General features: G+C 49.4%; 19 protein-coding genes and 1 tRNA gene. 13 read left to right on the forward strand and 7 right to left on the reverse strand.

Translation table 11 applies throughout. The features are described from left to right. Nucleotides 1-82: 82 nt before the first annotated feature. Nucleotides 83-637, reverse strand: coding sequence for a hypothetical protein (locus GRF55_RS11020; RefSeq protein WP_220368447.1), 555 nt, complete (start codon nucleotides 635-637; stop codon nucleotides 83-85). Between the two features lie 1003 nt (nucleotides 638-1640). Here GRF55_RS11020 and GRF55_RS11025 point away from each other — a divergent pair. Further along, nucleotides 1641-1799, forward strand: coding sequence for a hypothetical protein (locus GRF55_RS11025; RefSeq protein ID WP_220368448.1), 159 nt, complete (start codon nucleotides 1641-1643; stop codon nucleotides 1797-1799). An 878-nt stretch (nucleotides 1800-2677) separates the two neighbouring features. On the opposite strand, the gene GRF55_RS11030 is transcribed toward GRF55_RS11025, so the two are convergent. After that, complete coding sequence (locus tag GRF55_RS11030; RefSeq protein WP_220368449.1) at nucleotides 2678-3370, reverse strand: hypothetical protein; 693 nt, start codon at nucleotides 3368-3370, stop codon at nucleotides 2678-2680. 829 nt (nucleotides 3371-4199) lie between these two features. On the opposite strand from GRF55_RS11030, the gene GRF55_RS11035 reads away from it, so the two are divergent. The 6 genes from GRF55_RS11035 (at nucleotide 4200) to GRF55_RS11060 (ending at nucleotide 9858) form a co-directional block, all read left to right on the forward strand. Then, nucleotides 4200-4493, forward strand: a complete 294-nt coding sequence (locus tag GRF55_RS11035; RefSeq protein ID WP_220368450.1) for a hypothetical protein — start codon at nucleotides 4200-4202, stop codon at nucleotides 4491-4493. 444 nt (nucleotides 4494-4937) lie between these two features. Next, the gene (locus GRF55_RS11040; RefSeq protein WP_370626720.1) at nucleotides 4938-6005 is read left to right on the forward strand and encodes a Fic family protein; all 1068 of its coding nucleotides are present in this window, start codon (nucleotides 4938-4940) and stop codon (nucleotides 6003-6005) included. A 329-nt stretch (nucleotides 6006-6334) separates the two neighbouring features. Beyond that, a tRNA-Arg gene (locus tag GRF55_RS11045) sits at nucleotides 6335-6425 on the forward strand. Nucleotides 6426-6501: 76 nt separating this feature from the next. Further along, on the forward strand, nucleotides 6502-7482 hold the full coding sequence (locus tag GRF55_RS11050) for a hypothetical protein (RefSeq protein ID WP_220368451.1): 981 nt from the start codon (nucleotides 6502-6504) through the stop codon (nucleotides 7480-7482). A gap of 181 nt (nucleotides 7483-7663) precedes the next feature. Continuing rightward, nucleotides 7664-8002, forward strand: coding sequence for an MmcQ/YjbR family DNA-binding protein (locus tag GRF55_RS11055; RefSeq protein WP_220368452.1), 339 nt, complete (start codon nucleotides 7664-7666; stop codon nucleotides 8000-8002). Nucleotides 8003-8058: 56 nt separating this feature from the next. Beyond that, nucleotides 8059-9858, forward strand: a complete 1800-nt coding sequence (locus GRF55_RS11060) for an SLC13 family permease (protein ID WP_220368453.1) — start codon at nucleotides 8059-8061, stop codon at nucleotides 9856-9858. Between the two features lie 48 nt (nucleotides 9859-9906). Here GRF55_RS11060 and GRF55_RS11065 read toward each other — a convergent pair whose 3' ends face one another. After that, on the reverse strand, nucleotides 9907-10686 hold the full coding sequence (locus GRF55_RS11065) for a ZIP family metal transporter (RefSeq protein ID WP_220368454.1): 780 nt from the start codon (nucleotides 10684-10686) through the stop codon (nucleotides 9907-9909). Nucleotides 10687-11273: 587 nt separating this feature from the next. On the opposite strand from GRF55_RS11065, the gene sufD reads away from it, so the two are divergent. From sufD to GRF55_RS11085, 4 genes are read left to right on the forward strand one after another with little or no spacing between them, the layout of a single operon-like run. Beyond that, complete coding sequence (gene sufD / locus GRF55_RS11070; protein ID WP_220369707.1) at nucleotides 11274-12617, forward strand: Fe-S cluster assembly protein SufD; 1344 nt, start codon at nucleotides 11274-11276, stop codon at nucleotides 12615-12617. A gap of 60 nt (nucleotides 12618-12677) precedes the next feature. Then, nucleotides 12678-13580 (forward strand): cation diffusion facilitator family transporter, encoded by a 903-nt coding sequence (locus GRF55_RS11075; RefSeq protein ID WP_255563797.1) that lies wholly within the window; start codon nucleotides 12678-12680, stop codon nucleotides 13578-13580. A gap of 10 nt (nucleotides 13581-13590) precedes the next feature. Beyond that, on the forward strand, nucleotides 13591-14637 hold the full coding sequence (locus GRF55_RS11080; protein ID WP_220368456.1) for an NAD(P)-dependent oxidoreductase: 1047 nt from the start codon (nucleotides 13591-13593) through the stop codon (nucleotides 14635-14637). A 26-nt stretch (nucleotides 14638-14663) separates the two neighbouring features. Next, nucleotides 14664-15632, forward strand: coding sequence for a phosphatase PAP2 family protein (locus tag GRF55_RS11085; RefSeq protein WP_255563798.1), 969 nt, complete (start codon nucleotides 14664-14666; stop codon nucleotides 15630-15632). Here the strand turns inward: GRF55_RS11085 and GRF55_RS11090 are convergent, their stop codons facing one another. Continuing rightward, a complete protein-coding gene (locus GRF55_RS11090) occupies nucleotides 15633-16655 on the reverse strand; it encodes a C1 family peptidase (RefSeq protein ID WP_220368458.1) in 1023 nt (340 codons plus the stop codon). Between the two features lie 225 nt (nucleotides 16656-16880). Between GRF55_RS11090 and GRF55_RS11095 the strand changes: the two genes are divergently transcribed. Beyond that, entirely contained in the window at nucleotides 16881-17234 is a 354-nt protein-coding gene (locus GRF55_RS11095) for an MGMT family protein (protein WP_255563799.1), read from the forward strand. A gap of 139 nt (nucleotides 17235-17373) precedes the next feature. After that, nucleotides 17374-18315 (forward strand): lysophospholipid acyltransferase family protein, encoded by a 942-nt coding sequence (locus GRF55_RS11100; protein WP_220368459.1) that lies wholly within the window; start codon nucleotides 17374-17376, stop codon nucleotides 18313-18315. A 98-nt stretch (nucleotides 18316-18413) separates the two neighbouring features. Here GRF55_RS11100 and GRF55_RS11765 read toward each other — a convergent pair whose 3' ends face one another. From GRF55_RS11765 to GRF55_RS11115, 3 genes are all read right to left on the reverse strand, one after another. Continuing rightward, nucleotides 18414-19121, reverse strand: a complete 708-nt coding sequence (locus tag GRF55_RS11765; protein ID WP_255563800.1) for a zinc ribbon domain-containing protein — start codon at nucleotides 19119-19121, stop codon at nucleotides 18414-18416. Between the two features lie 32 nt (nucleotides 19122-19153). Continuing rightward, nucleotides 19154-20305 carry a zinc ribbon domain-containing protein gene (locus GRF55_RS11110; RefSeq protein WP_220368460.1) on the reverse strand — a complete coding sequence of 384 codons (1152 nt, stop codon included), beginning with the start codon at nucleotides 20303-20305 and terminating at the stop codon, nucleotides 19154-19156. Nucleotides 20306-20559: 254 nt separating this feature from the next. After that, the gene (locus GRF55_RS11115) at nucleotides 20560-21930 is read right to left on the reverse strand and encodes a sodium:alanine symporter family protein (RefSeq protein ID WP_220368461.1); all 1371 of its coding nucleotides are present in this window, start codon (nucleotides 21928-21930) and stop codon (nucleotides 20560-20562) included. Nucleotides 21931-22109 lie beyond the last annotated feature (179 nt).

Raw genomic sequence — 22109 nt, forward strand, 5'->3', positions numbered from 1 at the left:
CTAAAAGAAGGGACACTAATTCGCATCCTCCGACTTTTTTGCACAAAAAAAAGCGACCCCGCCAAGGGTCGCTTTTTCGTTTCTATTTCACCACCAGTTTCTTTCCGTTGCGGATATAGACGCCGGGCTTTGTCGGACGCTTTGAGAGCTTCTGACCTGAAATGGTGTACCACACATTGCTTGCGGTTTGGCTGTCGGCTTCGATGCCACCTACGCCCGTCACTTTGCCTTTCAGCATGACGGAGAAGGTTTTGGAGAGGTGGTTGAGTCCGTTCCACTCATCATCCACGGCAACGATGGTGCCCTCGATGGTGTCGCCGTCGTTGTAGCCGTATTGCTGCATGAGTTCGCCGTTGAGTCTCCACTGGAGTGTCATCGGGTTTTCTGCCATGACGAGGGTGCTGTTTTCGTTGCTGAAGGCAATCCACTGGTCATTGATAAGCACCTCGGCACCTGCGATGAGGAACGCCACGCCGTTGTAGAAATGTTTATTGAGGGGTAGCGTCTCGCCGATCTTGATTTCGGTGGGCAGTTCCTGCGGCATGTTGTATTTTTTGAATACGCCGGCGGGATTGATCAGCTGGAGAGGCTGAGTTTCTGGCTGATCGATATGTCCATCATCAGTATCTACCTGCACTATATCATCAGTATCTCCATCTCAGTTGAGATCAAATCTGATATAGTCGGTCAGCGCAGTAGTTCTCATCCTATCTAACAGAGCATCCACATCCTCGATGTCGGCGCCCATCTGGAAGCATAAATCAGCCAAGGCTACATTTACATAGTTTACAAGAGATGTAGCATATTTTCACTTATTGGCAAAAACTTGTCAATCGGACGCAGCGCTATATGGGAAGATGCGTCCAGCAAATAATGATTTGTTATGAAATCATATAGGCATTTTGGAAGACTCATATATTTCGTTAGTTTGGGTAATGTCTCAATCTTTATTTGTTCATATTGTAACCATAACATGGTTGTTTGGATCTTTATTTAATGTTCAATTTGCTGCAGATGAAAGCTCATAAACGCCACTATTATCTCAATTAACATCTTCATGATATATCTTATTTTTTAGTATTCGCTCTCAATTTTCATTTTTTTCACTAATATTTGTTCACGCAGTAAAGATAAGAAAATTTTTGGATCTTGCTAATTGAGATTTTAGATTCTCGCTGTTTTGCGTAAGCCACCAAGCTTTATCGCTTTGTCAGTATACTGAATTTCAAAAGATATAAATATGATTTGGATTAGCATCCACGCGTTCCTTGATGCTACCCCACCAAGGACTTCATCCATTCTGCACTATAAAATTCGCCTTATCATCTATTATAGAGTTTAGAATATTCCATTCATTAGTTGCATGATTACTTGGAGTGGATCCGCTTCATCATATAAACTCATAATTGTCATATCATATAGGCTCTTCCAGAGTCATACCTGTATGTAGTCTAGACATTAGTTGCTGATACTCCTGTGGTGAGTAGGATCATGCTCAGTACGCTCGCATCATATCTCTAATCTTGGTAGCCTCAGCGATACCCAGATGCTCTATATGCTCGTATGCCTTTTTATCTCACCATTCAATTTTTTGTCATAAGATAGGTAAGATTTCTCCAGGTTTTAGAAAATTGATCTGCATGGGAGAGTACGCTTTGGCTTTGTGGATAGTTGAAACGGTCTGGGAACTGATGGTGTCGGGAACCGCTGCCACGGCAACGGGCGAGCCCGCCATCATCATGGCTGGAACTCACAATAAAACGGCAAGGAACGTCTTTACTCCTTGCTTGAATCAATAAGCGTGGTTCGAAATAACCCTGTCAGGGCTGGTGTTTTTTCAAGCCATAGGCTGTTTTCCGGTTGTTTCTGTGAGCCTTGTCCGTTTCGCTTGGCGGGCTTTCGAGGGTCAGGAACTGCCCCTTCAGTGTGTGGAACGACGTCTTCTTTACCCTGTGCCTATCTATGGGCGACAGCCATGCTAACTTGCCTATATATCCCTATACAGCTTAATATAGCACGCTTTTCATTCCCCGCCCTTGCACCCGTCGTTTCCCTTGGGGCTTCCTCTTCCACCGTCGCGGGCTGTGAACGCAGATAAACGCTACCCCCGCCGTGGCCTCTTCCGCACGCTTGCGAGCAGGACTGCTCGGTTGGATATTTTCATTCGGAGAAACTGCAAAAGCGCAATCCTCCGCCACAAAGTTAAGAAATGTTTTCGGAACTGCCAAAATTTTTCGTCGCTTTTTCGTTTTTATTTCACCACCAGTTTCTTTCCATAGGTCTGCCCTACTCATCATCCACGGCAACGATGGTGCCCTCGATGGTGTCGCCGTCGTTGTAGCCGTATTGCTGCATGAGTTCGCCGTTGAGTCTCCACTGGAGTGTCATCGGGTAAAAAAAATGCCAATGTTGGAAGATTTTTAATGTGAAACTTGTGTGGTATAATATAAAAACGTTACCTTTGCATCGTAAAAAGTTGCCAATACTGGCAAAAACATAATGTAAACGATGGAGATAAAAAGAGATCGGTATCTAAGACAGCTGATAGAAAGCCGTCAGAATGGATTTATCAAGGTAGTGACGGGAATCCGCAGGTGTGGCAAGTCATATCAATCCCGAATCCTTAGACCTATAAACCACAAAAAAAGCGACCCCGCCGAGGGTCGCTTTTTCGTTTCTATTTCACCACCAGTTTCTTTCCGTTGCGGATATAGACGCCGGGGGTTGTAGGACGCTTTGAGAGCTTCTGGCCTGAAATGGTGTACCACACATTGCTTGTTGCGGTTTGGCTGTCGGCTTCGATGCCACCTACGCCCGTCACATTGCCTTTCAGCATGACGGAGAAGGTTTTGGAGAGGTGGTTCAAGCCGTTCCACTCATCATCCACGGCAACGATGGTGCCCTCGATGGTGTCGCCGTCGCTGTAGCCGTATTGCTGCATGAGTTCGCCGTTGAGTCTCCACTGGAGCGTCATCGGGTTTTCTGCCATGACGAGGGTGCTGTTTTCGTTGCTGAAGGCAATCCACTGACCATTGATAAGCACCTCGGCACCTGCGATGAGGAACGCCACGCCGTTGTAGAAATGTTTATTGAGGGGTAGCGTCTCGCCGATCTTGATTTCGGTGGGCAGGTCTTGCGGCATGTTGTATTTTTTGAATACGCCGGCGGGATTGATCAGCTGCAGGGGTTGCGATTCGGGCTGCTGGATATTGGAGCCGTCGTCGGTGGGGACATCTACGATGTCGTCCGTATCGCCATCGCCATTCAGGTCGAGTCTGATATAGTCAGTCAGCGCAGTAGTTCTCATCCTGTCTAACAGAGCATCCACATCCTCGATGTCGGCGCCCATCTGGAAGCATAGCGACGCCATGGCAACGTTGAGGTAGTTTGGATATGATGTAGTATAGTTTCAAGATTCAGCTACAACACTTCAATTAAATGCACTATGATATGGAAAGGCGCGACCGGCAAACAATGCCTGATTATGAAATCATACTGGGAAATTAGATCAGTTATCTTCAGGAGAAGCGTCTCCATTTTTATTTGTTCATACTGTAACTACAACATGGTTATTCGGATCTTTATTTAATGTTCAATTTGCCGAAGAAGCAAGACTATAAACTCCACTTTCATCTCAATTAATATCTCCATGATTAATTTTATTTTTAAATATTCGCTCTCCATTTTCTTTCGTTTCTCAAACATTTGTTCAGGCTGCAAAGATAAGAAAATTTTTGGATCTTGCTAATTGAGATTTTAGATTCTCCCTGTTACTACTAAGCCACCATGCTTTATCGCCTTCTCAGTATATTGAATTTCAAAAGATATAAATATGATTTGGATTAGCATCTACGCGTTCCTTGATGCTACCCCACCAAGGAGTTCACTTATTCTGCACTATAAAATTCGCTTTATCATCGATTATAGAGTTTAGAATATTCCATCCATGAGTTGCATGATCACTTGGAGTAGATCCAGATCATCATATAAATTCATAATTATTGTATCATATAGGCTCCTCCCTAGTCATACCTGTATGCAGTCTAGCCATTAGCTGCTGATACTCCTGTGGTGAGTAGGTTCCTGCTCAGTACGCTCGCATCATATCTCTAATCTTGGTAGCCTCAGCGATACCCAGATGCTCTATATGTTCGTATGCTTTTTTATCTCCAGCTTCTATCTGTCCCACTATAGGAAGAATGTCAGCAGGTTTTAGAAAATTGAGCTGCATAGGGGAGTACGCTTTGGCTTTGTGGATAGTTGAAACGGTCTGGGAACTGATGGTGTCGGGAACCGCTGCCACGGCAACAGGCGAGCCCGCCATCATCATGACTGGAACTCACAATAAAACGGCAAGGAACGTCTTTACTCCTTGCTTAAATCAATCAACGTGGTTCGAAATAACCCTGTCAGGGTTGGTGTTTTTTCAAGCCATAGGCTGTTTTCCGGTTGTTTCTGTGAGCCTTGTCCGTTTCGCTTGGCAGGCTTCGTGAGGGTCAGGAGCTGCCCCTTCAGTGTATGGAACGACGTCTTCTTTACCCTGTGCCTATCTATGGGCGACAGCCATGCTAACTTGCCTATATATCCCTATACAGCTTAATATAGCACGCTTTTCATTCCCCGCCCTTGCACCCGTCGTTTCCCTTGGGGCTTCCTCTTCCACCGTCGCGGGCTGTGAACGCAGATAAACGCTACCCCCGCCGTGGCCTCTTCCGCACACTTGCGAGCAGGACTGCTCGGTTGGATATTTTCATTCGGAGAAACTGCAAAAACACAATTCTCCGCCACAAAGTTAAGAAATGTTTTCGGAACTGCCAAAATTTTTTCGCGGAAAAATTTGTGCGGATGATATCTTATCTGTATTTTTGCAGCAGAAACGCTAAAAAGGTAGCCAATGGATACCTTTGAAAGTATATTTAACACTTATAAAATAGAAAATGATGGAAAATCTAAAGTCGTTGTACGAGCAGTGGATGGCTCTCCAACCACTCGAAGAGCGCAAAAGATATTTGTTGAGTCAGCGTTTTACGATTGACTATAACTACAACAGCAACCACATTGAGGGCAACACGCTGACCTACGGGCAGACGGAGCTGCTGCTGCTCTTCGGCAGGGTGAGCGGCGAGGGCGAACTGCGCGACTTCGACGAGATGAAGGCGAGCCAGGTGGGCTTGAAGATGATGACCGAGGAGGCGACGACGGGAAAAATGCCGCTGACGCAGAACTTCATCCGCCAGCTGCACAAGACGCTCTTACGCGAAGACTACACCGTGTATCGGAACCTGCCCGGCGGCATGTACACCAGCTTCGTGATTCATGCAGGTCAGTACAAGACGCGCCCCAACAGCGTCATCACGCGCTATGGCGACCGTTTCGAATATGCCTCGCCCGAGGAGACACCGACGATGATGACCGAGCTCGTGGACTGGTACAACGAGGCGGAGCAGTCGGGGAAATACACGCCCGTGGAGCTGGCTGCCCTGTTCCACTACCGCTACATCCGCATCCACCCCTTTGAGGACGGCAACGGGCGCATTGCCCGCCTGATGGTGAACTACATTCTGGCTCGCCACGACTGGCCGATGATTGTGGTGAGAAGCCGGAAGAAAAGCGAGTATCTGGAAGCGCTGCACCGCAGCGATCTTATCGTGGGAAGTAATCCTTCGAAAGGAGCTGCTGCAACACTGACCGACATTCGGCATTTCTTTAAATTCTTTGTATCTATCGTTGCATCGGAGTTGAAATATAACATCGAATTTGCGAACGAACAATCGCCCGACGTGTGGTGGCACGATGGCGAACGCATTGCATTCAGGAGTGACTCTACTGCCAAACTGCTTCAGGCTATGAATTTGGAGCCGGAGATAACGATTGAACAGTTAAGTGCGGTAGCAAACATCAATACGGCAGCCGTAAAAAAACAGCTTCGGCAGATGACTCAAAAAGGCTACATTCAGCGGCGCGAGAATGGCGACTGGCACGTGTTTGCCACGTCGTCGGTTTAGTTTATTTCATGCTTTTTTTGCTTGCCCATTCATGTGTTTTTCTCCGAACAAGACAAGATTTCGGAGGGGATAAAATTAGCATTGTATTCAGAAAAACCTCATGTGTTAATGATTTTTAACAAAATGGGGGGGGGGGTAAGATTTACATTTATTATTACCTTTGCACCCGAAAGATAGAAGCGGGTGTAGTGTAACGGCAGCACGCAAGATTTCAGATCTTGATCGGCGTACCTCCAGTGCGCAGGCGCGGGTTCGACTCCCGTCACCCGCTCAAGAACCCACCCCCGAAGGGGAAGGGAGTATAAATTGTCAAATAGTCAAATCAGATTACGGGCTTAGTGTAACGGCAGCACACAGGTTTTCGGGGCCTGACGTTCGGTTTCCAACCCGACTGAGGCGGTTCGATTCCGCCAGCCCGTGCAACAGCTCCCCCCAACCTCCCCCCGAAGGGGAGGAGTGATGGTTGAAGGAGGAAGTTTATTGGTTATTGTTAGAAATGCAGCAGCCTAATCCGAAAGACAATTTCAAGCGCTGGGACGACCCGTTGTACAACGATCTGCGGCGCATTTTCTCACGTGTGAAACTGCGCGAGGTGATGACGCACAGCTCCTTCTACGAGCAGGAGGGGAAAGGCAACAGCCGCCTTGTGTTTGCCGGAATGTATGTGTTTCGGGGGCAGGTGGCTGAAGTGCTCTTCCGCTATGCCACGGGCGAGGGCACGCGCTTGCAACACCTGCTCGGAAATATGTTTCGCAACGAGCGATTGGAGAGGATGTTCGACGAATGGCGGCTCTGGCAGTTTGCCCGCGCAGGCGAGAAATTTGATATCAGCAAACACAAACACATCTTTATATATGCCCTTTTCGGCTACGTATCGACCTTGGACGAAGACCTGCGGCAGTGGTTCATCGGGAAATATCTTCTGACCGAGTCGGAACATCTTTTCAAGCATCGCCGGCGCAACCTCGACCTGCTGGCGCAAGCCAACGACATGCTGAAACAGGCTGACGACAGACAACTCACGCTGGAAATGGAGGTGACCGAAGAGGGGATGAACAAGGCGAAGGTGATGCTTTCAGACGGCACGGTGTTGTGTGAGGCTGAGAGCAAGAGCTGGCGCTACGCCCGACAGAAAGCCACGAAGCTGGCACTGAACCTGTTGGCTATGCCTGCCAGAAAATATATACTCTCCAATCCAGAGTACCATGCCCGCGTGTTGGCTCGTGAAGAGGAAAAACGTGCCGCCCGCAAGGCTGAAATTGAAGCCCGCGATGCTGCCAAAAAAGAAGAGCGCCTCAAAAAGAAAGAAGAGCGCAAGGTGCAGGCACGCATCCGCGATGCGAAACGCAGAGAAAGCCAGGCTGCAGCGAAAATCAGGAAGGCTGAGAATGCCCGCCGCGCCGCCATCAAGGCAGCAAAGGAGGCTCGCCCGATGAGTGCCAACAAGCGTCGTTACTTAGAAGACAAGAAAAAATAGTTTTTATTTCCCCGCGACGATTCTCCAAATGTCGTTGAGCGGTGGCGAAAAACACAAAATAAAAGCCTGTTTTTATTTTTTAATAATGTTTGAGTGAGTAAAAATGTGCTGCGATAAGTTTTGTCGGTTTCTAAAAAAGCACTACCTTTGCATTGTTTGCTTGTAAGAACTAAGAAGACCAATGGATATTGAATCGTATCGGGAATATTGCCTCTCGCTGGGGGATGACGTCATCGAGAAACTGCCTTTCCAGGCATTTCGATATGCAAGTGGCGTGCTGGTGTTCTATGTGCATGGACACATGTTTTCATTCTTCGACTGCGACAATTTCAAGGTGGTCACGCTGAAATGTGCCCCTGAGCGCATTGAGGAGCTCTATGCGCAGTATGACTGCATCGTGAAACCTTTCAACATGTCGCCGAAATATTGGATTGGCATTGACCCCCATGAAGCTCCCGACGACCTCTTGTGTGAACTGACCCGCAACTCTTACGAGATTGTGAAGGCGAAATATCGTTGACGACTTGTCGCTGCCGGTTGGCAGTCAAAATAATAAATGAACGTAGCAAAAATCAGATGGAAACAATCATGTTAGGTGGTTTTGGCATTGATGCCTGGATTGTAATAGCAACGGTGTGTGTGATGTTTGCCGTGCTGCTCTTCACGAAGCTGCGTGCCGACCTCGTTTTTATGGGTGCTGTCGGTGTGCTCTTTTTGTCGGGCGTGCTTGGTGCTGACGAAGCCTTTGCGGGCTTCTCGTCGCCGTCGGTGGTAGTGATAGGCGTGCTGTTTGTCGTCGTGTCGGGATTGATGCATACGGGTGTGTTGCAATGGATTGTGAGGAACCTGCTGGGTCAGCCCAAGAGTTACGCGAAGGCAGTTGTGCGGTTGATGTTGCCTGTGGCGGCTTTAAGTTCGTTTCTGAGTAACACGACGGTCGTTGCCTTGTTCGTGAACATCGTGAAAATATGGTCTAAGAAACTGGGCATTTCCCCTGCTAAACTGCTGATACCATTGAGCTACGCTTCCGGCATGGGCGGCATCTGTACACTGATAGGAACTCCCCCGAACTTGATTATCTCGGGTTTGTATGGCGATCGTACGGGTGAGCACATGAACATCTTCGCCACTGCCCTGCCCGGCGTGTTTTGCCTGTTGGTTGGTGTCCTCTCCGTGATTGCCTTGCGCCGATTGCTTCCCAGCCACGACTCTCCCGATGCTGCTTTCGAGACAACCTCCGAATATACGGTTGAATTGCTCGTGGCATCCGACAATCCCCTCATCGGGAAGACCGTTGAGGAGGCGGGACTGATGTCTGTGCCCGGTGGCAGTCTGATTGAGATTATCCACTACGACGAGTACGTCGTTCAAGCCCGTGGCGAGGAGTTCATCATGGGTGGCGACCGACTTGTCTTCGCCGGTCAGATTGATGAGATTCTGAAACTGAAGAAAAGTCACGGACTGGTGAGCGCCAGCACACACCTGTTCCACATGAAGGATGCTGACAGCAGTCGCCAACTGCGCACGGCGTACGTCAGGTTTGGCAGCAGCCTGGCGTCGCATACCATTGCCGAAACTCAATTTGAGAAGAAGCACAACGTGAACTTGGTGGCAGTAGCCCGTCGGGGTGAGCGCATCGAAGAGGCTCCCCATCAGGTAGTCCTGCGCGCCGGCGACACATTGTTGCTGGAATGTCCGCCACGCCTGAAGATAGACACCAATCAGTTCCGCAAGGACCTTCACTTCTTCGACTCCGACGATGTGCCCAACATAGGTAGCAAAACGCTCGTCTCCACTGCCATCATGATAGCCATGGTCGTCGTGTCAGCCTTAGGCATCATGCCGTTGCTGCAATGCGCATTCATTGCTGCCGGAGCGATGCTGCTGTTCCGTTGCTGCTCGCCCGAACAAGCCATGAAGTCTATCAACTGGGACATTCTGATGGTCTTTGCCGGCAGTGTGGTACTCGGATTGGCTGTACAGAAAACAGGCATTGCGGAACGCTTGGCGTTTGGCATTCTTGATGTTTGCGGCGACAACCCGTATGTCGTGATGACCGCTGTCTGCCTCGTGGCAACATTTGCAACCGAGTTCATATCGAACACTGCCGCCGGCGCCATGTTCTTCCCGATTATGTATGAAACGGCTGAAAAGTTGGGATACGAACCCTACCCCTTCCTCATCGCCCTAATGATTAGTGTGAGTTCCAGCTTCGCCACTCCCATCGGTTCGCCAACCCACATGCTGGTCTATGGTCCGGGAGGTTATCAATTCAAGGACTTCATCAAAATCGGATTCTGGATGAACCTGATTATCCTGGCAGCCAATATCGTCATTACCAATATCGTCTATCCATTGACGCCCATCAATAATTGAGAATTGATAAATGATAATTGATAAATATGATTAGAGAAGGCTTAAACGCTATCCCATCACCACGTCAAGAACCATCATCAGAACGAAGCCGACGGCGAAACCAATGGTGCTGAGATTGCTGTGCGGACCGCCCGAAGCCTCAGGAATCAACTCCTCTATCACCACATAAATCATGGCACCGGCAGCGAATGCAAGCATGTAAGGCAGTACCGGCATCAGGAAAGAAGCGAGCAACATCACGCACAAGGCACCTATCGGCTCGACAACGCCGCTGAGCGAACCTATCACAAACGAGCGCCAACGGCTGTTTCCGGCTGCCCGCATCGGCATGGAGATGATGGCTCCTTCGGGAATGTTCTGAATGGCGATGCCGAGCGATACCGCCACCGCACTTGCAAGGGAGATGTTGGAAATACCGTTTTCAGCCCCTGCGAAGACTACTCCCACAGCCATTCCTTCAGGCAGGTTGTGAATCGTCACCGCCAATGCCAGCATGGCTGTCCGCGAGAGGTGCGCAGGCAGTCCCTCGGGGCGGTCGGTACCAAGATGCAAGTGGGGCGTGAGACAGTCAATCATCAGCAAGAAGCCCATTCCCATCAAAAAGCCGACGGCGGCAGGAAAGACCGCCCACTTGCCGCTGTCTGCCACCATGTCCATCGACGGAATCAGCAACGACCACACCGAAGCCGCCACCATCACACCCGAGGCAAACCCCAACAAAGCTTTCTGCACACGCGGCGAAAGACCGTCTTTCATCATAAACACAAATGCCGAACCCAACATCGTTCCAAGTAAAGGTATCAGCAAACCGATAATCAGTGTTTCCATACTCCAAGATTTATGGCGCAAAGATACTACTTTTTTCTGATTTGTGCCACTCTTTACGCAAATGCAACATCCACAAAACACAACCTGCATAAACATGCAGAAAAGGGGTTATAAATATACAGTTCAACTTTCGCTTTCCAAAAGTGCCACTTTTGCGTTCCAAAAGTTCCCCTTTCAGCGTCTAAAAGTTCCCCTTTCAGCGTCTAAAAGTTCCCCTTTTGCAAGCCGAAAGTTGAACTTTTGGAAAGCATATCTTAACGTCTTGAAATTCAAGAGTTTACAAAACACGTTTCAATCGCTCACCCTCTGTATAAATATACAGAAGCGGCAAATGGCTGAACGAGTGAAATGAGATAACTTTTTACAAATCCCTCACGCTCGACAACTCGTGTCCTCGTTTAATCGTATTTGGCTGTCGCCCAAGTTTCTAACGCTCGACAATAAAAAAGAATGTGATTCTTTTTGTATTGTCCTCGCTTAATCGTATTTGGCTATTGCCCAAGTTACTCACGTTCGGAAATGAAAAGAAAAACAGGCTTTTCTTTTGCATTTCTCTCACTTATTCGTAACTTTGCAGGCAGTGAATGATGCAAAGTGAACAACAATATATAGAACTTTTCAAGGAATGCCGCGACTTGCTTTGTGAGTATTCGGCAGCCCCTATGAATGCCTTGCGCGAAGAGGCTTTTGAGAATTTCCAGCGACAGGGATTCCCAACGAAGAAGGTGGAACGCTATCGGTATTCAGACATCCAGGCAATGTTTGCGCCGGACTATGGACTGAACCTGAAGCGGCTGCGAATACCCGTGAATCCTTATCATGCCTTCCGCTGCGACGTGCCGAACCTCAGCACATCTCTCTACTTCGTAGTCAACGACATGTTCTACACCGAAGAGAAACCGAAGGGACATCTGCCCGAAGGGGTTTATGTGGGGTCGCTGAAGGCGTTTGCAGAGGAAAGACCGGACATCGTGGCGCGCCATTACGGAAAGATTGCCCGAACGGAACGCGACGCGCTCACGGCACTCAACACGATGCTGGCACAGGACGGGCTGGTGGTATATGTGCCGAAGGGGGTTGACGTGGGAAAGACCATACAGGTCATCAACATCCTGCGGAGCGATGTGCCGCTGATGGTCAACCGCCGCGTGCTCGTCATTGCAGAGCCGGAAGCCTCGGTGCGCCTGCTCTTCTGCGACCATGCCGCCGACGACCATGCGTTTCTCACCACGCAGGTGGTAGAAGCCTTCGTGGACGAGAGGGCAAAACTCGAACTCTATTGCCTCGAAGAAACACATTATAAGAATACGCGCGTAAGCAACGTATATATCGAACAGAAGAAAGAGAGCAGCGTGAAGCACAATATCGTTACGCTGCACAACGGCACGACCCGCAACCAGACCGACGTCATGCTGCAAGGCGAGGGAGCCGAATGCGGTCTTTACGGCGGCGTGATAGCCGACAAGCAGCAACACGTGGACAACAATACGCTCATCACGCATCACGTTTCCAACTGCAAGAGCCACGAACTTTACAAGTATGTGCTCGACAATCAGGCGGTGGGTGCCTTTGCCGGACGGGTGCTTGTGGAGCATGGCGCACAGAAGACAGAGTCGGAAATGCGCAACCAGAATCTCTGTGCCACACGCGAAGCGCGCATGTTTACACAGCCGATGCTCGAAATCTATGCCGACGACGTGAAGTGTGCGCACGGCTCAACCGTCGGACAACTCAACGATGCCGCCGTATTCTACATGCAACAGCGAGGCGTCAGCATCGAACAGGCACGGCTGTTACTCGAAATCGCTTTCATCAACGAGGTCATCAATCTCATCGACCTCGACCCTCTGCGCGACCGCCTACACTACCTCGTAGAAAAACGCTTCCGAGGCGAACTCAGCAAATGCGAAGGCTGCAAGCTGTGCAAATGATGACATCCTTTTGAATCAACAAAACCAAGACAATAGCCTATGGAAGGAACAAACCGTCAAATGGCAACCAGAACACGGCAAATCACAAAAATAACCCTCTGGGGATGCCTCGTCAACATCGTCCTCTTCGTATTCAAACTGGTAGCAGGAATCGTAGGAGCATCGGCAGCCATGATTGCCGACGCCGTGCACTCACTCTCAGATTTCCTGACCGACATCATCGTACTGATTTTCCTCAAACTCAGCAACAAGCCACAAGACGAAACCCACGACTACGGGCACGGAAAATTTGAAACGCTCGCCACGGTCATCATCGGCATGCTGCTCATGATAGCAGGAATCGTCATCGGGTATCATGCGATTGCGAAAATCGTTTCATTCAGCCGGGGCGTTCCCATCCCCTCTCCAGGAATCATCGCACTGATAGCCGCCATCGTGAGCATCGCCCTGAAAGAATGGGCATATCGCTTCACCGTGCGCTGCGGAAAAACAGAGAAGTCGCACATGGTCATCGCCAATGCCTGGCACCACCGCACGGACGCCCTCTCATCGGCTGGCACCGCGCTCGGCATCGGAGGCGCCATCTTCTTAGGTTCCAAATGGACGGTACTCGACCCCATAGCCGCAGGAATCGTCTGCCTTTTCATCATCCGGACAGCATACTATCTGATAGACCAAGCATTAGGAGAGTTGATGGAGAAAAGTCTTCCGAAAGACGTTGAGGACGAGATTGTGCAGATAGCGGAGCGCGAACCCGGCGTGAGCAAGACGCACCACCTGCGCACACGCTGCATCGGAAATCACTACGCCATCGAAATGCACGTGCGAATGGACGGAAATCTCTCGTTGCTTGATGCCCATGAGCACACTACGAATATAGAGAAACAACTAAAAATGCGTTTCGGAGAGATGACACACGTCATCATTCATGCCGAACCGCTAAAGGAAGAAAAGGCTGATTGAACGAAAGTTTATGGAGAAACGTATTCTGATTACAGGCGCCAGCGGCTTCATAGGCTCGTTCATCGTCGAAGAAGCGCTCAGGAGAGGGCTCGAGACATGGGCAGCCGTCCGCAAAAACAGCCCACGGACATACCTTCAGGACCCGCGTATCCATTTCATAGAACTCGATTTTGCGGATACAGACAAACTGTATGAGCAACTGAAAGACACGCAGTTCGACTATATCGTCCACGCTGCCGGTGTTACGAAATGTGCCGACAAACACGATTTTTATAAGGTGAACACGGAAGGCACGGCACACTTTGTAAAAGCCGTTCACTGCTCACAAACGCATCTTAAGCGATTCGTGTTCCTCTCGTCACTGAGCGTCTTTGGAGCCATTCGCGAAGAAATGCCCTATGAGGACATCAAAGAAACGGACAAGCCTCGCCCCAATACGGACTACGGAAAGAGTAAACTCAAGGCAGAAGCTGCCGTCCGCAAGCCATACACCGTAACGTTGAAGGACGTAGAGGGCGAAGCGGCGGTTCTTCAGACACTGCCATACGTCATTCTGCGACCGACGGGTGTTTACGGACCACGCGAAAAAGACTACTTCCTCATGGCGAAGTCTATCAAACAGCATGTCGATTTCTCCGTGGGATTCAAACAGCAGGACATCACGTTCGTCTATGTGGACGACGTGGTACAGGCAGTCTTCTTAGCATTGGAGAAAGAGGGAGTGGATCGTCGGGCTTATTTCCTGACCGACGGACAGGTATATACGAGTGCCGACTTCAGCCGCCTGCTCCACCAAGAACTCGGACGTCCATGGTGGATTCGCATCAAAGCACCGCTGTTCATCTTACGCCTCGCCTGCATGGTAGGCGACTTCATCGGCAAGAAGACAGGTAAAATCTCAGCACTCAACAACGACAAATACCATATACTCAAACAACGCAACTGGCGATGCGACATCACGTCTGCACGCCAACACCTGGGCTACGAACCGCAAGTCACGTTGGAAGAAGGAGTACGGCGGTGCGTCGCATGGTACAAAAAAGCCGGATGGCTCTAAATTGCACAGATGAAAGAATAAAAAACATGACACTATTTGCAAAAGAAAAGAAAGCTCGTCGGGGACTCATGGCGTTTGAATGGATAGTACTGGCATACCTGCTGGGAACAACGCTCATGATTCTTTTTATGTACACCCGCATGAAACATCCCGAGACTATGCTCTTAGGACGAACGAAAATCCTTGCAATGACATTGGCGTTGTGGGGCGTCTATCGCCTCTACCCCTGCCGTTTCACGAGGTTGACACGCGTCGTTGCCCATCTGGCACTGCTGTCATGGTGGTATCCTGACACATACGAGCTCAATCGGGTGCTGCCCAACTTAGACCATATCTTTGCAAATTGGGAACAGGCAGTCTTCGGCTTTCAACCTGCACTCTTGTTCTCAAAAGCCATTCCAAACCATATTTTTAGTGAACTGATGGATCTCGGATATGCCAGCTACTTCCCCATGATAGCACTCGTATCGGGCTTTTACTTCTTTTGCAGGTACAAAGAGTTTGAACGCGCCACGACCATCATACTTGGAGCCTTCTTCATCTATTACGTGATTTTCGTCTTCTTGCCCGTTACCGGACCGCAATACTACTTCCAGGCGGTGGGCGAACACCAAATCGCACAAGGCATCTTCCCCAACCTGCACGACTATTTCAACACCCACAACGAACGAATGATCAGTCCCGGATGGACCGACGGAATCTTCTATCAACTCGTAGAAGATGCGCACAATGCCGGTGAACGCCCCACAGCCGCCTTCCCCAGCAGCCATGTGGGCATCACAACTATCCTGATGCTACTGGCATGGCACACGCGTAACCGACACTTCTTTTGGATACTGATGCCCTTCTTCATACTGATGTGCTTCGCAACCGTGTACATCAAGGCGCATTACGCTATCGACGCAATAGCCGGACTCGTCAGCGGTGTCCTTATATATATAATAATGTGGAACCTGACTCGACGACTTGGCGAGCAGCAACGAAAAAAATCATAGTCACACATTCTTGGGCACAAGCACCGAGAAGGTGTGCATACGAGCATAATCAAACGACATATACACCAAGCCACGGTAAGGATTCTTAATGCCTCTTGAATCCTTACAGATGAAGTATTTCTGCCCTTCTCCGTCAACCGCAAGCCCAATCATACTCAAGCCGTGGAGCTTCTCTCCGCGAAATCTCTCGAAAGCCGCCTGACGCTTTTCCTGAGTAACCGGTTCGGACGCTTCTTCTATTCGGGCAATTCCCTCCTTGAAAGAATATTCACCGTCAACGGCATTACCCTCCCAATACACGGCATGCTCAGCCCGAAGCGTTTGTTCCATCGTGCTGATAAGTGTGTCAATCGGAACATTCTGGTAGTATTCCTGAGCGTAGTTGCCAGGCGTTTCAAGGGCAAACGGACTACCGAAGGGATGATGCGTGAAACTCGTCAGCGGTAAAAAATCGTCTTTCTTACAGACACTTTGCGCAAACTGAAGCGGCGTGTATTCACAACCATACATAAAAACAAAGCGCGGAGCGGGACTCATTTTCCTGTCAAGCAAATCGCCCACCTCGTTTCTGAGCTCTTCCCATTTCCCCCGATGAGCCCACGACACATCAGTCATCATGGTCAGTTGGCGGATGAGCAAGCTCCAATTTAAAGACTGGGAAACCCGATAACTATCAAATGCTATGACACCTTTTCGCTCCAATAAATGCAAGGCTGCCATCCCTGTCCCTTGAACGGTGATTTCCTGAGCGCCATGCGTCTGATACCGCCGTTCAACCTGGTCCATCAGATACAAGCGTGCCAAGTATGCCGGAGACAAATTGACGGAGTCTCCCAGCATCAGACGCTCTGTCTCGATAGTTGCAAGCATTCCGTAAATCCAACCGAGCCCTTCCGCTTTTGCGTTCTTTACAGGCGTCATCTTCAGAAGCACTTCTGTCTTAAAATGCTTCTTCTGTACTGGGGGCTCACTACATGCTACCACCATCAGCGCCACCGCTAACAACAAAAATAATCTTTTCATCAGATTCGCAAAGGTTATGTAAACCGAACACCGCCAATACATTCTTGAAAAATGCGGTTTACTTTCTGCAAAGATAGCACAAATCGTGCAAGTTAAAAAGATTTCCCCTTTCTTTTTACTACCTTTGCATCAAGTAGGCTGCACTTCGGGATAAAAAGCAAATGAGGTTTGCTTTGTTCTCCGCTCAGTTTGCACTACCTTTGCATCAAGTAAACTGAAATGACGATGAAGGATCATTTTGTAAAAATGGATATCGAGCAGGCACAAATGTTTCAGCATGATGTGCTTAGCATTGTGAAGGCAATACCTTCCGGACGTGTCACGACCTACGGTTATATTGCCACGCTGGCAGGATACCCGAGCCATGCGCGGATGGTGGGACGCATTTTGCGATATGCGCCAGAAGCCATCTCATTGCCTTGCCATCGGGTTGTGAATGCCGTTGGGCGAACAGCTCCCGGATGGGGGCAGCAGCGCATACTGCTCGAGGGCGAAGGCGTCATGTTCAAACCGAACGGACACGTTGACATGAAACAATTTTTATGGAATCCCGAATCCATGATAGATAAAGAACAGTGAACGGTGTTTTTGAAGGGTTGGTAAAAAAACTCTGCACATTTCTTGCAGTTTTCTGTAAAAAACTCTATCTTTGCAACTCTAATAGGGTGAATCAGAGAAATTTTCGCCTTGTTGGAAAGTTAGTTATGATCATTACATTGTGAAAAGAATATTATATTACATATCCTATCTCTTCTGGTATCTGATGTCCCTGTTACCATTGCGCGCGTTGTATGTGCTGTCAGATATCATATATATCATCGTCCGATACATTCTGAAGTATCGCCGGAATATCATCAGGAAAAACCTGCAAAAGTCTTTTCCTGAGAAGGATGAGAAGGATTTGCGCAGGATAGAGACAGAGTTCTATCACTACTTTTGCGATTACCTCGTGGAAACAATCAAGATGATGACCATGAGCGAACGGCAAATCCGGAAACGGATGGTCTTCACCAACATGGAAGAGGTGAGAAAAATACTCGGTGAGGGACAGTCGGTAGCGTTCTATCTTGGTCATTACGGTAACTGGGAGTGGATTTCGTCAACTCCTTATTGGATTCAAGAAAATGTTGTCTGCGGACAGATATACCATCCGCTTGAGAACAAATATTTCGACCGCCTGTTCAAGTATGTCCGCGAACGCCATCATGCCCATTGCATCCCCATGAAAGAGACGCTCCGGCGAATTGCAGAATGGAAGCAGCAAGGAAATACGTACATGATTGGATTCATCTCTGACCAGACGCCCACTTGGCTCAACATACACCATTGGATGACGTTCCTCCATCAAGATACTCCCGTGCTCACAGGGGCGGAACGCATCATCAAAGCGACGAAACTGGCGGTGGTTTATGGCGACGTGCATCGCATCAAGCGGGGCTACTACACTTGCGAGATGCGTGTTCTCACCCGTCAACCGGAGAGCAAAGAGACATGGGAAATCACAGAAATGTATTTCCGCGAATTAGAAAAGACCATCTGCCGCGACCCGCAATACTGGCTCTGGAGCCACAACCGATGGAAGCGCACGCGCGAGGAGTTCAACCGTGAATATGAGGTGGTGGACGGACGGGTCGTAAAAAGACAGTCAAAAGACGATTAGACTCTTGATAAGACGCTTCTTTTCACTGAAAACAAAATGGGGTGCACTTCTATCAGTACACCCCATTTTTGTTTTATCAAAAGCCGCTATTCCTTCCGCTACTTCACACTCTCGTCAATCGCTTTCTGGCATCCGACGAGCAGGGCTACATAGATAGTAAACAGCAGGATACCGACCAGCACGAACAGAATCCAAACGTCGATTACCTTTCCGAAGAGCCATATCATAATGGCGGCAACAATCGCATAGGCAAAATAGACGGCGATGCTGACTACCATCGACACGAACTTATAGCCTTTGATTTTCTTTTTGTCACCGGCGATGGCAGCGGGCGGATTGTCCAGTTTGCTGAACATGTAAAAGACGTGTATGCCCCAGCCTACGATGATGAGGAAGAAGGGAATCATTCCTCCCACGAGACCGCCGACCATCTCGTCGCCTACGCCTTTCAGCAGGATGATGAGAATCAAGAGGGCAATGGTCGTCATGCAAATACCGAACAGATTGTTCATCGTGTTCTTCAACCCATCACAAAACGCCTTGGTGATAGATGATTTCTGTCCTTCGAAATCGTCGGCAATGTTTTTGAACTGATTGCCGAGGTCGTCCACTGCCGTCTTTGCCTCTTCCGCAAATTCCTCTTTCGGTGGAGGTGGCGGCGGCATGGTTGCCGTTTGTTCGGCAACAGGCTCCTCTGATGGCTGTTGCGTATCAACGTCGTCCAGCCACTGTCCGCAATAGCGGCATTTCTTGGCTACTGCCTTGATTTCTTCGCCACAGTAGGGGCATTTCTTTGTTTCTTCCATAGTCGTTTCTGTTTTTAAGTGGATGATTCTATTTAAATCGGTTCGAGGCGGAAGCCTGTCCCTTGGTTTTCCACTGGCGGCTCGGGCTCAGAGGGCGCAGCTGTTGCCGGTTCCGAAGGCTTCGGGGTCTTTGTCTGAGACCTCGGCTTTGTCTGAGCGGGCTTACTTTCTTTCTCAGTGTTCTGGAGTTCCTCGGGCAGTCCCGGGTCAAATTCGCGGGTAATGTTTCCCGTGTTGTCGATGTGGCGTTCGTTGTTGATGCCGTGGATGATGTAGCCACTGCCGTATTCTTCTATCTCGCCTACGCCGAGCACGTCCACCCGTGACCCTTCCACATTATATTTATAGAGGGCTCTCTCCGAATCTTTGGGAGTGACCACGAGCAAGATGTCTTTCTCGTCGGGTGTTGGTGTGGCTTTGATGATGCCACCTTTCAAAATATCTACCGACGCTTCGGGGTTCAACGATGCGAGGTCGATTTCGATGGTCTGCTTTTCCTTGGCATCGAAACGATGGAAATGTCCGTTGTTCAGGAAGAAGAGGCAGGGCGCATCGCCGCTCGTCACCCGTAGTACGGTCTGTGCACCTGGCGGCAGCACTTTCTGAATACTGTCAATTACTTCCACTGCCGACTTCTCTGCCACGGAGACAGTGGGAACAGTTTCCTGCGTGTCCGATTTATTGTCGTTTAAGAAGAGGAAATAGACTCCTGCGCCGATGACCGCCAGCAGCAACAGCGTGAAGGCAATCCATCCCCATGACGACTGTTTCTTTTCCTCCACGACGGGAGTTGGCGGAACGGGTGTTGCAGGTGGAATGGGTGGAGGTACTGCCGCAGGCTTGGGGATGGGCGGAGGCGTCACTACAGCTTCCGGTTTTACCTCAGGCACAGGTGTTTCCACAATAGGGGGCGGCACCACTTCCTGGTCATCAATTGATAATGGTATCATTTCCTGGTCATCAATTGATGGTGGTATCACTTCCTGATTTTCAATTGCCGACACCAATTCTTCCTGACTATCAATTAACGATGAGTCCTGAATTGTTTTTTCTTCCTCTTGTGGTGAGGGTTGCACCGGAATTTCAGCAGGGAAACCCGTCGGTTCGCCACAGATAGGGCAAATCTGAGCATGCGCATCTATCAGCTCACCGCAAACAGGGCATAATCTTGTTACTTTTTCCATAATATTTTTGTTTTGATGAATAATTTAGTCTATGCTTTTCCATGAAGTAAGATGCCATATCGAACGCAATCAGCGGGTCGATACATTGATCGACCCCTACGGATGCAGCTTATTTTCTACAAAGATAATGCAAATCGAACGCAATCAAGCTTGCTTGAAATTGCTGAGATGCAGCTTATTTTCTACAAAGATAACATAAATTTCCCTAAACACAAAATAATGTGTCGTTTATTTTCAAGCTCCCAACGGCTCCATTATTTGTGGTCGGAACTCCATTCGTGCAGCCGGTCTTCCCAAAGATATTTCCTCGTTTCGCGCACCAGCACTCCGCTCAGCAGCAACAGCGAGACGAGGTTGGGCAACGCCATAAGCGCGTTCATGCAGTCGGCGAGGTTCCACACCATGCCTAAACCGACCACACTGCCCACAAACACCGTCACAATATATACCGCCCGATAGGCGATGACGGCGGTATTCGGCTTGCGACGTGCAAGATATTCCACACAGCGCTCGCCATAATAACACCAGCCCAGTATGGTGCTGAAGGCAAAAGTGAATAGGGCTATCGACAAAAATGGTGTCCCCACGACGGGTATCTTGGAAAATGCCATCTTGGTGAGTGTGCCGCCATGGCTATAGTCGATGTCGGGATGCATCAATATGCTGCTCACAATCACGATGCCCGTGAGCGCACAGATAACAACGGTGTCCCAGAAGGTTCCCGTTGCCGACACCAAAGCCTGCCTCACTGGGTTGCGTGCCTGTGCGGCGGCTGCAGCAATGGGTGCCGAACCCAGTCCCGACTCGTTGCTGAACAACCCGCGCGCAATACCGTAACGTGCCGCCATAATAATCGAACCACCCACAAAGCCGCCACCGGCAGCCTCTGACGAAAAGGCTGAAACGACTATCAGCTTAATGGCTGGCAGCACAAACGCACCGTTGACACAGAGGATATAGATGCAGCCTACGACATAGAACGCTGCCATGAAAGGCACCAGCGCTCCGCACACCTTGGCGATACTCTTGATGCCTCCCAGCACGACGAGTGACACAAGGAGGGTGACAACCACTGCCGTAACCCAGGGAGAGATGCCGAAACCTTCCTCTGCCATGACGGAAATGGCGTTCGCCTGCACGGTGGACCCGATGCCGAACGATGCCATAAATGCAAAGACGGCGAACAGCACAGCAAGCCACTTCCATCCCAGACCGCGCTCTAAGGCATACATAGGACCGCCGAGCATGGTGCCCTGGGCTGTCTTGACACGATATTTCATAGCCAACAGCCCTTCGCTATACTTGGTGGCGATGCCAAACACGCCCGTCAACCAGCACCAGAAGACGGCTCCCGGACCTCCCAGCGACACCGCCGTTGCGATGCCGATAATGTTTCCCGTACCGATGGTTGCCGCCAAGGCTGTTGCCAAGGCTCCAAACTGCGACACATCGCCCTTGGCGTCCTTGTCGGGAACGACACTGAGGTGTATAGCGGTGAAAATCTTGCGCTGTGGAAAACGCAGTCGGATGGTGAGATAGACATGCGTGCCGAGCAAGAGAATAATCATCGGCCATCCCCATAGAAAGTCACTGGCTTGGGTGAGAAAGTGGTTGATAGTCTCCATATATGCGTAGTCGTTTTTATTGTTTTCTACAAAAATAATGCAAATCGAACGCAATCAAGCTCGCTTGAAATTGCTGAGATGCAGCTTATTTTTTACAAAGATAGTATTTTTCTTTGGAAACACCAACGATGTGCGGGTCTTTTTGTAAAACAAAAATCAACAACCCGGTTCTGGAAAAC

It is taken from the genome of Prevotella sp. Rep29 (assembly GCF_019551475.1).
GTDB lineage: Bacteria > Bacteroidota > Bacteroidia > Bacteroidales > Bacteroidaceae > Prevotella.

What these genes read in the sequence shown, in the direction of transcription:
- GRF55_RS11025 (WP_220368448.1), top strand. Translation starts at nt 1,641, where the DNA reads ATGGGAGAGTACGCTTTGGCTTTGTGGATAGTTGAAACGGTCTGGGAA.
- GRF55_RS11030 (WP_220368449.1), bottom strand. Translation starts at nt 3,370, where the DNA reads ATGGCGTCGCTATGCTTCCAGATGGGCGCCGACATCGAGGATGTGGAT.
- GRF55_RS11035 (WP_220368450.1), top strand. Translation starts at nt 4,200, where the DNA reads ATGTCAGCAGGTTTTAGAAAATTGAGCTGCATAGGGGAGTACGCTTTG.
- GRF55_RS11040 (WP_370626720.1), top strand. Translation starts at nt 4,938, where the DNA reads ATGATGGAAAATCTAAAGTCGTTGTACGAGCAGTGGATGGCTCTCCAA.
- GRF55_RS11050 (WP_220368451.1), top strand. Translation starts at nt 6,502, where the DNA reads ATGCAGCAGCCTAATCCGAAAGACAATTTCAAGCGCTGGGACGACCCG.
- GRF55_RS11055 (WP_220368452.1), top strand. Translation starts at nt 7,664, where the DNA reads ATGGATATTGAATCGTATCGGGAATATTGCCTCTCGCTGGGGGATGAC.
- GRF55_RS11060 (WP_220368453.1), top strand. Translation starts at nt 8,059, where the DNA reads ATGGAAACAATCATGTTAGGTGGTTTTGGCATTGATGCCTGGATTGTA.
- GRF55_RS11065 (WP_220368454.1), bottom strand. Translation starts at nt 10,686, where the DNA reads ATGGAAACACTGATTATCGGTTTGCTGATACCTTTACTTGGAACGATG.
- sufD (WP_220369707.1), top strand. Translation starts at nt 11,274, where the DNA reads ATGCAAAGTGAACAACAATATATAGAACTTTTCAAGGAATGCCGCGAC.
- GRF55_RS11075 (WP_255563797.1), top strand. Translation starts at nt 12,678, where the DNA reads ATGGCAACCAGAACACGGCAAATCACAAAAATAACCCTCTGGGGATGC.
- GRF55_RS11080 (WP_220368456.1), top strand. Translation starts at nt 13,591, where the DNA reads ATGGAGAAACGTATTCTGATTACAGGCGCCAGCGGCTTCATAGGCTCG.
- GRF55_RS11085 (WP_255563798.1), top strand. Translation starts at nt 14,664, where the DNA reads ATGACACTATTTGCAAAAGAAAAGAAAGCTCGTCGGGGACTCATGGCG.
- GRF55_RS11090 (WP_220368458.1), bottom strand. Translation starts at nt 16,655, where the DNA reads ATGAAAAGATTATTTTTGTTGTTAGCGGTGGCGCTGATGGTGGTAGCA.
- GRF55_RS11095 (WP_255563799.1), top strand. Translation starts at nt 16,881, where the DNA reads ATGAAGGATCATTTTGTAAAAATGGATATCGAGCAGGCACAAATGTTT.
- GRF55_RS11765 (WP_255563800.1), bottom strand. Translation starts at nt 19,121, where the DNA reads ATGGAAGAAACAAAGAAATGCCCCTACTGTGGCGAAGAAATCAAGGCA.
- GRF55_RS11110 (WP_220368460.1), bottom strand. Translation starts at nt 20,305, where the DNA reads ATGGAAAAAGTAACAAGATTATGCCCTGTTTGCGGTGAGCTGATAGAT.
- GRF55_RS11115 (WP_220368461.1), bottom strand. Translation starts at nt 21,930, where the DNA reads ATGGAGACTATCAACCACTTTCTCACCCAAGCCAGTGACTTTCTATGG.